Source organism: Streptomyces sp. R11 (genome assembly GCF_041051905.1).
Lineage (GTDB): Bacteria > Actinomycetota > Actinomycetes > Streptomycetales > Streptomycetaceae > Streptomyces.
Genome location: NZ_CP163432.1, coordinates 4,998,892 through 5,011,885 on the forward strand (window position 1 = coordinate 4,998,892; position 12,994 = coordinate 5,011,885).

The 12,994-nt window shown below is 70.1% G+C and carries 8 protein-coding genes and 3 pseudogenes; 4 read left to right on the forward strand and 7 right to left on the reverse strand.

What is annotated here, in order from left to right; all coding sequences use genetic code 11:
* Positions 1 to 4 precede the first annotated feature (4 nt).
* Positions 5 to 763: a glycosyltransferase family 2 protein gene (locus tag AB5J55_RS23180; RefSeq protein WP_369272507.1), complete on the reverse strand. Its 759-nt coding sequence runs from the start codon at positions 761 to 763 to the stop codon at positions 5 to 7.
* A 265-nt stretch (positions 764 to 1,028) separates the two neighbouring features.
* Positions 1,029 to 5,123: an AAA family ATPase gene (locus tag AB5J55_RS23185; RefSeq protein WP_369272508.1), complete on the reverse strand. Its 4,095-nt coding sequence runs from the start codon at positions 5,121 to 5,123 to the stop codon at positions 1,029 to 1,031.
* Positions 5,124 to 5,892: 769 nt separating this feature from the next.
* Here AB5J55_RS23185 and AB5J55_RS23190 point away from each other — a divergent pair.
* A pseudogene (locus AB5J55_RS23190) lies at positions 5,893 to 6,231 on the forward strand (RNA polymerase sigma factor); the annotation flags it as partial.
* A 249-nt stretch (positions 6,232 to 6,480) separates the two neighbouring features.
* Here the strand turns inward: AB5J55_RS23190 and AB5J55_RS23195 are convergent.
* On the reverse strand, positions 6,481 to 6,915 hold the full coding sequence (locus tag AB5J55_RS23195) for a hypothetical protein (protein WP_369272509.1): 435 nt from the start codon (positions 6,913 to 6,915) through the stop codon (positions 6,481 to 6,483).
* Positions 6,916 to 7,480: 565 nt separating this feature from the next.
* Entirely contained in the window at positions 7,481 to 8,050 is a 570-nt protein-coding gene (locus AB5J55_RS23200; RefSeq protein WP_138716294.1) for a dihydrofolate reductase family protein, read from the reverse strand.
* 754 nt (positions 8,051 to 8,804) lie between these two features.
* Between AB5J55_RS23200 and AB5J55_RS23205 the strand changes: the two are divergent.
* Positions 8,805 to 9,475, forward strand: a pseudogene (locus AB5J55_RS23205) (transposase); the annotation flags it as partial.
* Positions 9,476 to 9,664: 189 nt separating this feature from the next.
* A complete protein-coding gene (locus AB5J55_RS23210; protein ID WP_369272510.1) occupies positions 9,665 to 10,108 on the forward strand; it encodes a hypothetical protein in 444 nt (147 codons plus the stop codon).
* 176 nt (positions 10,109 to 10,284) lie between these two features.
* On the opposite strand, the pseudogene AB5J55_RS23215 reads toward AB5J55_RS23210, so the two are convergent.
* Positions 10,285 to 10,476: pseudogene (locus AB5J55_RS23215) on the reverse strand (helix-turn-helix domain-containing protein); the annotation flags it as partial.
* A gap of 85 nt (positions 10,477 to 10,561) precedes the next feature.
* On the opposite strand from AB5J55_RS23215, the gene AB5J55_RS23220 reads away from it, so the two are divergent.
* Positions 10,562 to 11,371: a universal stress protein gene (locus tag AB5J55_RS23220; RefSeq protein WP_369272511.1), complete on the forward strand. Its 810-nt coding sequence runs from the start codon at positions 10,562 to 10,564 to the stop codon at positions 11,369 to 11,371.
* Between the two features lie 49 nt (positions 11,372 to 11,420).
* On the opposite strand, the gene AB5J55_RS23225 is transcribed toward AB5J55_RS23220, so the two are convergent.
* Positions 11,421 to 12,482 (reverse strand): lactonase family protein, encoded by a 1,062-nt coding sequence (locus tag AB5J55_RS23225; RefSeq protein WP_369272512.1) that lies wholly within the window; start codon positions 12,480 to 12,482, stop codon positions 11,421 to 11,423.
* Positions 12,483 to 12,959 carry an SRPBCC family protein gene (locus AB5J55_RS23230; protein WP_369272513.1) on the reverse strand — a complete coding sequence of 159 codons (477 nt, stop codon included), beginning with the start codon at positions 12,957 to 12,959 and terminating at the stop codon, positions 12,483 to 12,485.
* Between the last annotated feature and the right edge of the window lie 35 nt (positions 12,960 to 12,994).

Sequence of the window (12,994 nt, forward strand, 5' to 3'; positions counted from 1 at the left end):
GCGCTCACGGACCGGTCGGGTACCGCCACCCGAACGAGCCCAACGCCCGTGCCCTGGCCTCCACCACCGCCATCCGGGCCTGGCGCTCGGCCGGGTCGACGTGGGCCGGCTGACCGGTCATCTGGCCGTCCCACTTCCGGTAGAGCAGCCCCGCCTGTGCCGAGAACCAGCCTCGGCTCACGGAGTTGAGCGCGAGCAGCAGGCCCGTGTCCTCGGACGCCGGGAGGGCCATCCAGCCGCCGAGGGCGAGCAGAAGGTCCCGGCGTACGCACAGGGTCGCGGGGTGGACCTGGGCGCGGAAGTCGTTCGCCCGCCAGAAGTCGAGTACGGCCCCCTGCTCGATCGGCCCGTCGTCGGGGTCGCCGGGGAAGGCGGCCGTCGAGCCGTCCGGCAGGAGGTCCAGGACCCGCGAGGTCGTCCAGCCGACGGCGGGGTCCGCCTCCAGGACGGCCAGGTCGCGGGCGAGCGTCCCCGGCGTGAGCTGGTCGTCGGCGTCAAGGATCTTGGCGTACTCGCCCTCGGTGTGCGCGAGCGCGACCGTGCGGGCCACACCGGGGCCTCCGGGGCGGCCCTGACGGAAGGTCACCCGCGGGTCGTCGGGGACGTACGGGCGGACCTCGTCGGTCCGGCCGTCCTCCTGGATCACCCAGTGCCACTCCCAGCCCGGCGGCACTTCCTGTGCGCACAGAGACTGGTGGGCCTGCGGCAGGAACGCCGCCGACGGGCCATGGACAGCGGTGACGATGATGACGCGCCGGGACACGGCGGCCCTCACCACCTTTCGGACATGCGAAGGCCCGACCGCTGGCGACGGGGGATGCACCAGCGATCGGGCTGGGGCCAACAGTAACAAGGCTGCCTGCCTCGTGGGAGTCGCCTCCTCTGCTGCGATGACGCGTTGTGATCGGGATCACGGAAACCGCTGTCCGTGACACCCCCGTCATGCCACTTGCGTCCCAGCCCCGTCACGGAGCGCACGGAGCGAGGGTGAGCAGGGGGCCACGAGCCGTACGCCCGCACGCGCGGACCTAGTTCGCGCACGGTGGCTCGTACGACAGCCGAGGCAGGTACTCGTGCCATTTCTCCCGCGTCAGCACGCCCTGTGTGGTCGCGCAGACGCGGCTGATCGCCTGGTCGACGTCCAGGTTCCACAGCCGGACGGTGTCGGTGCCGCTGGAGACGCCGAGCATGTGGCTGGTGGGGCTGAACGACAGGAAGTTGCCCGTCGTGGCGTTCGGGCTCATCGCCTGGCCGATGGCCGAGGCGTCGGACGGGCTCGCGACGTTCCACAGCCGGACCGAGTTGTCGTTGCCGCCGCTGGCCAGATAGCGCCCGCCCTTGCTGAACGTCAGGGAGACGACCGCTTCGGTGTGGCCGGTCAGGGGGTCCCCTTGCGGGGTCGCCCGGCTCGGGTCGGTGACATCCCACAGCCGCACGGTGTCGTCGTCGCTGCCGCCGGCGAGCGTATGGCCGTCCGGACTGAAGGCGAGCGCGTTGACGGGCCCGGTGTGACCGGTGAGCGGTGCGCCGCGCAGGGTCGGGCGGCGCGGGGCCGTCACGTTCCACAGCCGGATCGTGGTGTCCGCGCTGCCGCTGGCGAGCGTACGGCCGTCCGGGCTGAAGGCCAGGGAGTTGACGTAGCCGGCGTGCCCCTTGATCGGTGCGCCGAGGGGCACGACATGCGCGGGGTCGCTGACGTTCCACAGCCGGATGGTGCGGTCGTCGTAGGCGGTGGCCAGGATGCGCCCGTCGGGGCTGTAGGCCAGGCTTCGCGGGCCCGCGAAGCGGGTGTGCAGGGTGAGGGGCGAGCCGGCCAGGACCGGTCGGGCCGGGTCGGTGACGTTCCACAGGTACAGCGCCCGGTGCCCGGTCCGTACGGCGAGGGTGCGGCCGTCGGGGGAGAACACCATCGAGCGCTGGTAGCCGTCCGCGGGCATGAACGGTGTGCTCAGGGACACGGGCCGGCCGGGAGCCGACACGTTCCACAGCCGGATCCGCCCGTCGCGCGCGGCCGTGGCGAGGACCTTCCCGTCCGGGCGGAACGCCCCGCTGCGGCCCATCATGTCCGCCGTCGGGATCGACCACAGCCGGACCTTGCTGTCGCCGCTGCCGGTGGCGAGCGTGCGGCCGTCGGGGCTGAACCCGAGCGCGTACATCTCCCCGCTGGCACCCGCGAGCGGCTCGCCGACCTGCGAGGGATACGCCCGGTCGCTGACGTTCCACAGGCTCGCGGTGCTGTCCGCGCTGGCGGCGGCGAGCATGTCGCCGTCGGGGTTGAAGGCCACCGACCAGATCGGGCCGGTGTGCCCGGTGAGCGGTGCGCCCAGCTGCCGGCCACGGCGGGGGTCGGCGACGTCCCACAGCCGGATGGTGTCGTCCGCGCTGCCGCTGGCGAGGGTGCGGCCGTCCGGGCTGAAGGCGACGGAGTGCACCAGGTCGGTGTGCCCGGTCAACGTGGAGAGCACCTTCGGCCGGTCCGGTTCGGCGACGTCCCACAGCCGGATGGTGTCGTCGTCGCCCCCGGCCGCCATCGTCTTGCCGTCCGGGCTGAACGCCACCGACCGCACGGCGGCGCCGGCCCCGGTCAGCGGTTCGCCCAGCGGCTCGGCCCGCTCCGGATCGGTGACGTCCCACAGCCGTACGGTCCGGTCCTCGCTGACGGAGGCGAGCGTACGGCCGTCAGGGCTGAAGGCGACCAGGTAGATCGTGCCGTCGTGCCCGCTCAGGGGCGCCCCGAGCGGACGCGGCCGGCTCGGCTGCCGTACGTCCCACAGCCGGACCGTGCCGTCGTCAGAGGCACTGGCGAGGGTGTTGCCGTCCGGGCTGAAGACGGCGCTGCTCACCCAACTGGTGTGCGTGGCCAGGGGTTCGCCCAGGGGCTTGGGCCGCTTCTGGTCGGAGACGTCCCACAGCCGTACGGTCCGGTCGTAGCTGGCGGTGGCCAGGAGCCGTCCGTTCGGGCTGAAGGTGGTCAGGTAGACGGCGCCGGAGTGGCCGCGCAGGGGCGTGGCCAGCGGGGCGTTCACGATCGATATCAGCCGGCTCTTGGTGTCCTCGTCGTCCGGGCGCAGCCGGTGGGCCACCAGGTCGAGCTGGGCGGACAGCGACGGGTCGGTGTACTGGAAGCGGTCGGCCTCGGCGAGCACCTGCGCGTACACGGCGTCGTCCCGCTGCTGCCAGGCGACCACCGCCGCCCCGACGGCCACCATCACCAGCGCGACCAGCGCCGCGACGGCGCTCCGCATGATCCAGACCGTACGCCTGCGCAGCCTGACAGAGGCGGCGAGGAACTCCACCGCGCCCCGGGTGAGGAACGTGTCCCCGGCGGACCGCGCCCAACTGTGGGCCTGCTCCAGCCGGGAGCCCCGGTACAGCAGCGACGAGTCCCGCGCGGACTCCTCCCAGGCCCGGCCGTCCTCCTCCAGCCGCTGGCGCAGCAGATTGCCCTGCCGGTCCTCGTCGATCCAGTCCCGCAGCCGCGGCCAGGCATGGAGCAGCGCCTCGTGCGTGATCTCCACGGTCTCCGCGTCCAGCGTGACCAACCGGGCCCGCACCAGCGCCTCGAGCGACTCCTCCGTCTTGTTCGGGTCCGTCGACTCCTTCGCCAGCTGCCGCCGCGTTCCCCGCCGCCGGGTCGCCTGCGTGTCCTCGCCGAGCCGGACCAGCCTGAGCAGCAGCAGCCGCGCGGCGGTACGCGCCGCAGGATCGAGGCCGGACCAGGCGCGCTCGGCGGTGGCCGCCACGGCACCCTGAATCCCGCCGGCCGCTCGATACCCGGCCAGCGTCAGCCGCCCCGCCTTGCGCCGCTGCCAGGTGGCGAGCAGCGCGTGCGACAGCAGCGGCAACGCCCCCGCGTCATGCGTCCCCCGCGGCCCGTCCGCACTCACCTCCCGCACGATCAGCTCCGCCAGCCCCGGCTCCAACTCCAGCCCCACAGCCTTGGCCGGCCCGGTCACCGCCTCCCGCAACTCCGAGGCCGTCAGCGGCCCGAGCACCATGTGCCGATGCTGCAACGCGTCGCTCAGCTCCGGGTGCCCGAGGCACTGCTCGTAGAAGTCGGCGCGGATGCCGAGGACGACGAGGACGGGCGGGGGTTCGCCGGCTTCGGCGGGCGTGCAGGCGGCGTGGAGGAGCTGGACGAAGGTGCGGCGGTCCGCTTCGTCGGGGCAGAGGGTGAAGGTCTCTTCGAACTGGTCGACGATGAGGACGGGTGGGGTGGTGGGGTCGACTGGGCTGAGAGAAGGGGTGGCACTGGTGCCGGACGCGCGATCAGGCTCGGCGTCGGCTCCGGAGGCCTCGCGGCGGGCCCAGGCGAGGACGGCGGCGCGTGTGCGGCGCCCGAAGTCGGCACGGAACTCGTCGGTGCCGGTTTCGTCCCCGTCCTCCGCCCGATACCCCGAGCCCTCAACCTCCGCGGACCGGACGACATCTGCGAGTTCCGGTATACGACGGGTCAGCTCGGCCAGCGGATCGGCGCCCGGCACCAGCTGCACCACGGCGCCCGCCGGACCGCAGCCACCCGACCCGCCCAGCGCGCCGTTGCGCAGGGCGGTCACCAGGCCGGCGTTCAGCAGGGAGGACTTGCCGGCCCCCGAGGCACCGACGAGCATGACGAGACCGCCGGTCTTCTCCACGGCACGGAGCTGAGCGACCAGCGCGTCGGTACTCCGCTCCCGCCCGAAGAACCAACGGGTGTCCTGCTGCCGGTACGAGGCCAGCCCCCGATAGGGACACACCCCACCGGCCACCGCGGGCGCCTCGACCGAGGCCTGGGCGTCCTCCTCGTCCCCGGAGGTCGCCCGCTCCCACAGCCGCTGCCACTGACCCAGGTCGTACAGCCCGGCGGACACGGGCGTGGGCCGCGCGCGGCGCGCCTGGGGAACCAGGACATGCAGTACGGCGGACAGCGCGGCGAACTGGGCAGGCACGTTCTTGGCCCGACGCCAGTCACTGATCCGCTGAGCGGACACCCGTACGGGACGCCCCCGCTCGTCGACCCGCTGAAGCCGTACGACCGCGTCGGCCACACTCTTGAGCGGCGGATTGCCGGCCTCCTTGTAGAGCAGCGCGAGCCGTTCCGCAAAGGCTGTGCGCGCCGCCGAGTCGGAACTCAAGCCCTCCACTCCCTTACTCCGCCGCTGCTCGGCCCCGCCTGGTCTTCCGGACCGGAAAACTCACTTTATATGGCTGACCTGCGGCTAAGACGGTGTCCGGAGACCGGAAGCTCCTCTCCGGCACCCTCGACTGGCAGGATCACGACGCAATTGCGCATCCATCGCGCGACGCCCAGGCAGGCCACCAGCCAAGAGCCCGGAGAGACCACTCATGGCGGCGCATGTTCTCGGACACCTTCGACACGATTCGCTTTCGCAGGAACTACGAGCCCCCGACGCCACCCCAGACCAGCTCGACCCGCACTGACCCGCCAACCCGGCGCGTCCCCACGGGTCGACACCTCCTCGCCGTCCGGCACCGGTCCCCACGAGGGGAGGGACCGGTGCCGGACGACGCGGCTGGTTCATCGGCGGAGGTCTGCTTCGGGACGCTTCAGGGAAGCTCCGGTTGAAGAGAGCCCGGGGGCAACCACGGGCACGACGGCCACTTCGGCAGCCACCCACCGAACCGTTCCCTGCCTTACGTCCGGGTGCCCGTTCCAGAACGGCGCCAGGTTGTCATTGGGATTCCCCAGACCACGTACATGGGTGTTCTCGATGCCGACCTCGTTCGGCACGGTCGCGGCCCGCTGACAACTCCCGCGGACCGGGGCCGGCCTGATGGCGCAGCACCAAAGGCCAGCAGCCGGGGGCCCCGAGGGAACTCGCCGGGGGCGACGGGCGAAAGAGAGATGAAAGCCCAAGCCTTCGAAGCGTTCCCAGGACGAGAGGAGCCCCGATGACCGTCGAGCCAGGCGTCCGCACGGGGGCGGAGAGAGATGCCTCGGTGATTGCGCGGTCCCGGGATGAGCCCGAGGCATTCGCCGTGCTCTTCGACCGGCACGCGGATGCAGTACACCGTTATCTGGCCCGTAGGCTCGGCGGTGAGCCGGCCGACGACCTCATGGCGGAGACCTTCACCACTGCTTTCCAGCAGCGGCACCGGTACGACCCTGCGCGGGCCACGGGCGACGACGCCCGGCCCTGGCTGCTCGGCATAGCGACCAACCTGGTCAGCCGGCACCGTCGGGCGGAGGCCCGCCGGTTCAAGGCCCTGGCCCGTTTCCCGGCCTCCGCATGGCGTCAGCCTCCCGTGAGTCGGTATTCGACGTACAGAACGGCACGGCGCGCAAAACTCATCGGTCAGGACTTCACCGCGGCGGGAAACCGGGCTTCTCCTCTGCCAGGGTGTGGAGTCGATTGAGGTAGCCCTGCGCCGCAGGTTCTGCGGCGTAGCGGCGCCGCATTTCGGCAGCGAGTTCCCGGCTGGTCATGATGAGCGACGGCACCGATTGGCGGTCGCCCTCAAGGGCACGCGCACCCATAATCATGCCTGCTCCAGGTCGCCCTCACCTGCCGCCGTGACGCCCAGCGTGACGCGAGCTTCAGCGTTACGCATCGGCGAGCGGTCGGTGCCGTCGAAGTCCGTTCCTACCCTCAGCACCTCTTCGGCGAGCGTGCGCGCGAGCTTGCCCTCACCGACCAGGCGGTAGCAGTCCATCGCGTAGAAGTCGAACTTGGCGGGGTCCACCACGAAGTGGTTGTCCAGGTTCTCGGGGTGCGACATCCCCTCGAGCATTCGCCGCCCCTTGCCCAAGGTGACCTCGACTTGCCGGCGGTCTCCGAGCCGCGCCCATGCCTTGGCTTCCTGGGCGGCGAACTGCACGGCCACGCCGTGGTGCGCCGCCGTCTCGGTTCCGGCCCGCGCTGCCGCGATGACGCCGCGGTAGTCGCCGGTCGTGGCTTCCCAGGTCAACGACAAGGCCAGGAAGGAGATCAGGAAGAGGGCGACGCGGTGACCTGACCAAATGCGTTTGGCCCCCTGTTTGGCCCCCCAGGCATGAAAGAGGCCCATTCGCGATCAAGCGAATGGGCCTCTGACCTGTGTCGGGGTGGCGGGATTTGAACCCACGACCTCTTCGTCCCGAATAATGTGCGGAAAGATCGCTGACCAGGATCGTTGACTATAGGTGCAGGTCAGGGCTTTGGTGTGCGTTGGTCGGCGTGGGCGCGATGCGGCATCATTTTCTTGATCCACTCCCCGTTCACTCCCCAGGGCGTGCCCTCTGAGGAACGGTCCCCTGGTAGCCGTTCCTCATGCTGTCCGCGAGAACTTGGACTCGCGGGCCCCCGCGTCCCCGAGCGCGGGGTACAGGTTTGGGACTAGTGCCACGTCAGGCAACGTTTGCTCTGTCCGCTACCGGCACTTCGGGGCGATGTCCCCCGTCGATATGTCCGCGCGTTCGGGGGCACGGCAGCGCGGCCAACGCGACCCCGAGCCGTCATTCCGTCGCGAGGAGACGGCCAACGTGCCAGGACAAATCACGTCAAGCCGTAACTCGCGTGGGCCGGTATCGCAGGGCGACCGCCCCCGACCGGAACTCATGGCGGTCCACGGGCTCGAGCTGGATGCGCTCGCGCAGACCGGCGAGCAACGTCGGCCCGTGTCCGGCAAGGACCGGCTGCACAAGGAACTCGTACTCGTCGATCAGTCCCAGATCTGCCAACGCCAGGGGGAGCGTCACGCCACCCACCCACAGGCCCTCGCCTGACTCCTGCTTGAGCCGCTGAACCGCTTGCCCCAAGTCGCCTCGCACCAGCTCGGCATTCCAATCGACCCCGCTCAGCGTGCTCGACACGACGTACTTCTTCGCCCGGTCGATGGTCTCGGCGAACGGGATCTGCCACTCATCCATCCAGTCAGGCCACGTGTCCGTGGCCGGCTTCCGCCACGCCGACTCCATCATCTCGTAGGTCACCCGGCCGAATAGCAGGGCATCGGCTCGCTCCATCTCGGCGGTCCAGTAGCGCATCGACTCCTCGTCCGGGGGGAGCCCTGCCTCGTGATGGCAGCAGCCGTCGAGGGTGACGTTGATCGAGTATCGAAGTGGTCTCATCTCGTTACTCTCCCTTGATGCGCGCAGCGCGTTTTTCACCGGACCGTACTCAGACGACTGTCGGCGCCATTTCTCATCGGCGCCCGATCCCACCTACTCAACACCGTCGTGATGCGAAATCTAAGCCGTCGTGATGCGAACCAGACCGCAGACCGAGCACGCGACCGATTCGGCGCTCGGGGCGTTCAGGTTCGCAACGGCGCCCATAGCGCTCGACCTCGATGCACGGTGCCACGTCACCTACCGTCGGCTCAGGGTCAACGACGAACGTCGCAAACGTTGCCTGACGCGGCACTAGGGATCACACGTACACCTCAAGGGCTTGCCCGGCCCGACACAGTGCGATCAAGTCTTCCAGGAAATACCGCAGGTGGTCCAGCCAGGCCTTGTCTGAGATGCCTCGCAGGCCTTTCCAGGGATGACGGCTATTGGTCATGACCTGCTCCACCGCGTGGTGGGCGGCGATCTCCGTGTCTTCCGCGAGCCAGCCTTCAGTCAGCTCGGGGCGCCTCCGACGTAGAACGCCTCCCAGCGGGTCTTTACCTGGGTCCGCCACCTCATCATGTAGTTCAGGTCACTGCTGCGGAGCACGAACGCCTCAGGGGACGTGCGTGGCGGCCCACTCCTACTAGCCTCCGGCTTTCACGAGATGGACCGTCCGAGGGTTGATCAGGATCCCGGAAGGTACTCCTGTCCTGCAACGAAAGGACTTGCTGAGAGTCCTGTTGGCTGCGAGGAAAGGAGCACTTCCCAGGTGAAGAAGCACATCGGGTCGTACCCATGTGTCCGCGTCGAGGGCGGCGCCCGTTCGGCCGTCTCCCAGGCTGGGGTGGTGCTGCTTGGGGAGACGGTCCGAAAATCCAGTCTGAGCTCAGACTGCCTCGCCGACGTCGGCCTGTTGCGGGCCGAACTGGCCCTGTACGACCCGGTGGCCTCCGACCCGACCGTCCCCGGCTGATCGACGCCCTCGCCGCGGGCGGGAAGCACACCTTGGCAGCTATCCGCAGCGTCCGCGCCGAAGTACGCGAACACGTCTGGAAAATGGCCGGCAAGGCGGCACCGGACGGCGACGGCTTGGTGGCCGCGGACCTGGACGGGGTGTTGGTGATCGCGCACTCCGAGAAGTAGAACGCGGCGGCGACCTGGAAGAAGACCTTCGGCCGCCATCCGCTGATGACCTTCGTCGACCACGGCCGAAGCGGTGCCGACGAGCTGGTGGCCAGCTGCTGCCACCCGGGAACGCGGGAAGTTACAGCGCCGCCGACTGTATTGACGCCGCCCGACTGGCCGTGGCCCAAGTACTCAAGCCCTACCGGCAGATGCCAGACCATGATCCGCATGATCCGCACCGACTCCAGGAGAGGCACCCACGAACTCGCGGCCTGGCTCGCCCGGCGCGGACGGCAAGTGTCTCAAGGGCTGACCCCCGGGCGTGCGGCTGCCCACTTGGCGCCGCAGCCCTTGAGGCGATCCCGATGCCCTCGACGCAGCTCCAGGACCTCTCCTGGGCGTCGGTCATCACCCGGACAGCCTGCTGCGGTCGCGGTGCGAAGGAAGCAAGGCAAGGCTGTGGCTGTCAGGGGACGCGGCTGACCCACACGAGGGTGTGCTGCGGTGACCGCGCCGATCAGGAAGGTGGCGGCCATGGCGGAGACGCCTGGCGGGGTCCGGCAGGGAACAGACCCCCGCAACAGCGAGTGGGAGACCGGCCCGTCCCTGTTCGCCGGCTTGGCACTGGAGTTGAGCGGGACGCTGAGCATTGCTCTGGGCGCCGCGGGCATCGCTAACGACACGATCTTCAGCGCACCTGGGTACGTCTACCGTTTCGACGTGACAGCTTGGGGCTGGATCCATCTGGTGATCGGGCTCGCGCTGGTGGCTGCGGGCCTGGGAGTACTGGTCGGCAAGAGTTGGGGCAGAGGGGCCGGTATTGCGCTGGGCGCGGTGAGCCTGATCACCCAGTTCATGTTCATTCCGTACTACCCCCTGTGGTCGATCAGCGTGATGATGCTCGACCTCCTCGCCATCTTTGCATTGAGCAGGTTCAGCGTGACGTAGGCCGTGTCCTCTTTGGTGAGGCGGACGAGTCACTAGCAGAGCCGCAAGGAGGCCGCTGCGCGAGTAGGTGCCCGCCGCGCTGGCCGATGACACCATGGTGTTCGAGGTGCGCTACGCCACGGCCGCGGACCGCGGCACCAGGCGTCCGCGGCCGCCGCGTGGTCTCCAGGCGCATGGAACGTACGCCGGTATGCCTGCGGCGAGACTCCGATCGCCTCGCGCAGGTGCTGGCGCAGCGAGTCGTCCGTCGCTATGCCGGCCTGACTGGCGATCCGATCCACCGACAGTTCGCTGGACTCCAACAAGTGCCGCCGCGCCCGGGTGATGCGCCGTTGGATCAGCCAACGGCCGGGGCTGAGCTGGAGTTCGCCACCGACGCCATCCGCCTGCCCGAATGGCAGCAACGCATCGCGGCGGTGAAGCTTGCTAGCTGAAGCGATCATTGGAGGAGCGGTGGGCAATGTTGTTGTCGTAGGGGTGGATGGCTCGTCGTCGAGTCTTGCCGCGGTGGAGCAGGCCGCCCGGGAAGCCCAGCTGCGTCGTGCGGAGCTACGTGTGGTGCACGCATTGAGTTGGCCGGTCAGGCCCATGTATGCGCCGCTGGACCCATCGCCGCTCAATCGCCTGGTGAACGAGGCGGCGCAGCGTGCCCGGACCATGGCGCCTGAGGTGGAGGTCACCGAGGCCGTGGAGACTGGCGACGCGGTGGCGGTGCTGGAGGCTGAGTCGCGAGCCGCGGACCTGGTGGTCGTCGGCCCCCGGGGTATGGGGGGCTTCATCGGCATGCTGCTGGGATCAACGGCGGCGTCCCTGGCCGCTCACAGCCAGTGCCCGGTGATGGTGGTCCGCGAGGAACCGGCCGGCGCCGGGCCGATCGTGCTGGCTGTCGACGGTTCTCCTGTTGGCGAGGCAGCGGTCGAATTCGCCTTCGCAGAGGCGGCGCTGCGCGGGGCTGAGATCGTGGCCGTGCACGCGTGGCTGCCGGACTACGTGCCGCCCGGTACGGGCCTCGAGAGCGCGGAGCGTCTGCTGGCCCAGGCACTTGCCGGCCGCGGGCAGAGCTATCCGGACGTCACAGTCAGGCACGAAGTGCTGAGCGGCGAAACCCGCGAGGTATTGATCGAGGCGAGCCGGACCGCCCAGCTCATGGTCGTCGGAGCCAGGGGGCGCGGCGGTTTTGTCGGGCTGCTCTTGGGTTCGGTGAGCCAGGCACTGCTGCACCACGCGCACTGCCCCGTCACCGTCGTCCGCGGCAAGGCGTGACCAGACCCGTGGCGTGGTGAGGGATGCCCGTCGCGTAAGTCCCCCACCGTCAGACGAAGACAACGTTGGATGCCGCCGGGACCGACAAGGAACCGGCGCGGTGAGGGATGCCCGTTGCAGAGTCGACGTCCAGCCATGTGACATCGCCCGAGCCCTCGTTCGCCGCATACAGGCGCCTGCCCGACGGGTGCAGGACCAGATCGCGCGGCCACCGCCCCCCGCACGGCACCGATGTGACCAGGTCCGCCTGCTCGCCGGCCCCGTCGAGGGCGAGGACGGCGATGGTGTCGGTGCCGCGTACCGCCACCCACAAGTGGCGGCCGTCGTGTGAGACGACCGGCGCCGACGGAGAGACGGCGTCGGGGGTAGCGTCGGGGAACAGCGAAGTCGCCCCCACCGGCTCGAGCACCCCGGCAGCGGCGTCCCAGCGGCACATGGTGACGGTGGGCTCGAGCTCGCCGAGGACATACGCGTGACCTCCGGCCGGGTGGAAGGCGAGGTGACGCGGACCGGTGCCGGGCGGCAGGGCGGTCTGCCCGTGCAGCGTCAGCTTGCCCGCCTGCGCGTCCAAGGAGCAGATCCGCACCGAGTCGGTGCCGAGGTCGACGCTGAGTACCCAGCGTCCCGAGGGATCGGGAAGCACCTGGTGCGCGTGCGGGCCCAGCTGGCGGGCAGGATCCGGGCCTCTGCCCTCGTGGCGCAGCACGTCGCTGGCGGCTTGTGGGGTGCCGTCGGCGGCGAGCGGCAGCACGGTGACGTTGCCGGATTCATAGTTGGCGGTCAGCAGGTGACCTCGAGCGACTGCGAGATGCGTGGGCCCCTCCCCGTGCACGGCCACGGGTGCGCAGATCGGGCGGGGCACCGGACTGGCGATGTCGTAGGCGGCGACCGCCCCCTGTGTCGTTTCGGAGACGGCGTAAAGGACCGAGCCCGCACCGGTGTGCTCGAACGCGAGGTACGACGGGTTGGCTACGCCATCGACGACGCGGGTTTCGATCAACGCCCCGGTCGCTGGATCCACTGCGGCCTCCATGATTCCGAGCCCGCCCGCCGAGGTGAACGACCCGATGAAGGCGCGCCCCGTGTGCGTGCCGCCGCCCGCGGCGTCCACTCAGCCGCTCCCTGTGTGCTGCGGGGCGCCGAGGTCGCCTCCGCCGTGCTCGCGCACCGCGATCCGGGCCAGTTTCGTCAGCATCATGCCGTTGCGGATCCGGACGGCATAGTCCACGGGGAGTCCATGCATCCGGGTGCCGGGGCCCCGCAGGGCGTGCCAGTCCAGGACGAAGAGCGTGTTCTCGCCCCAGGGGATCAGGTTCATGGCGATGCGGGCCGCGCCGAGGGGATCCGCCTTCGCCTCCAGCTCCAGACGGCGCCGCGGTTCGCAGCTGCGGACGACGCAGCTGTCGTCGTGGGTCAGCGGGCCGAGGCCGACCCGGACCCGCAGCCGGGCGCCCACGTCGGGCCAGTGCTGATCGACGTCGAGGACCTGTTGGGTGCCGGTCACCCACTCCCTGTAGCGGTGGCCGTCGGCCAGCAGGCTCCAGACCTCGGACGGCGAGCTGAGGACCAGACGGCGGTTCCGGGCCACACCGACCACGCTCCTTCTCCAGGGCAGGCACGACA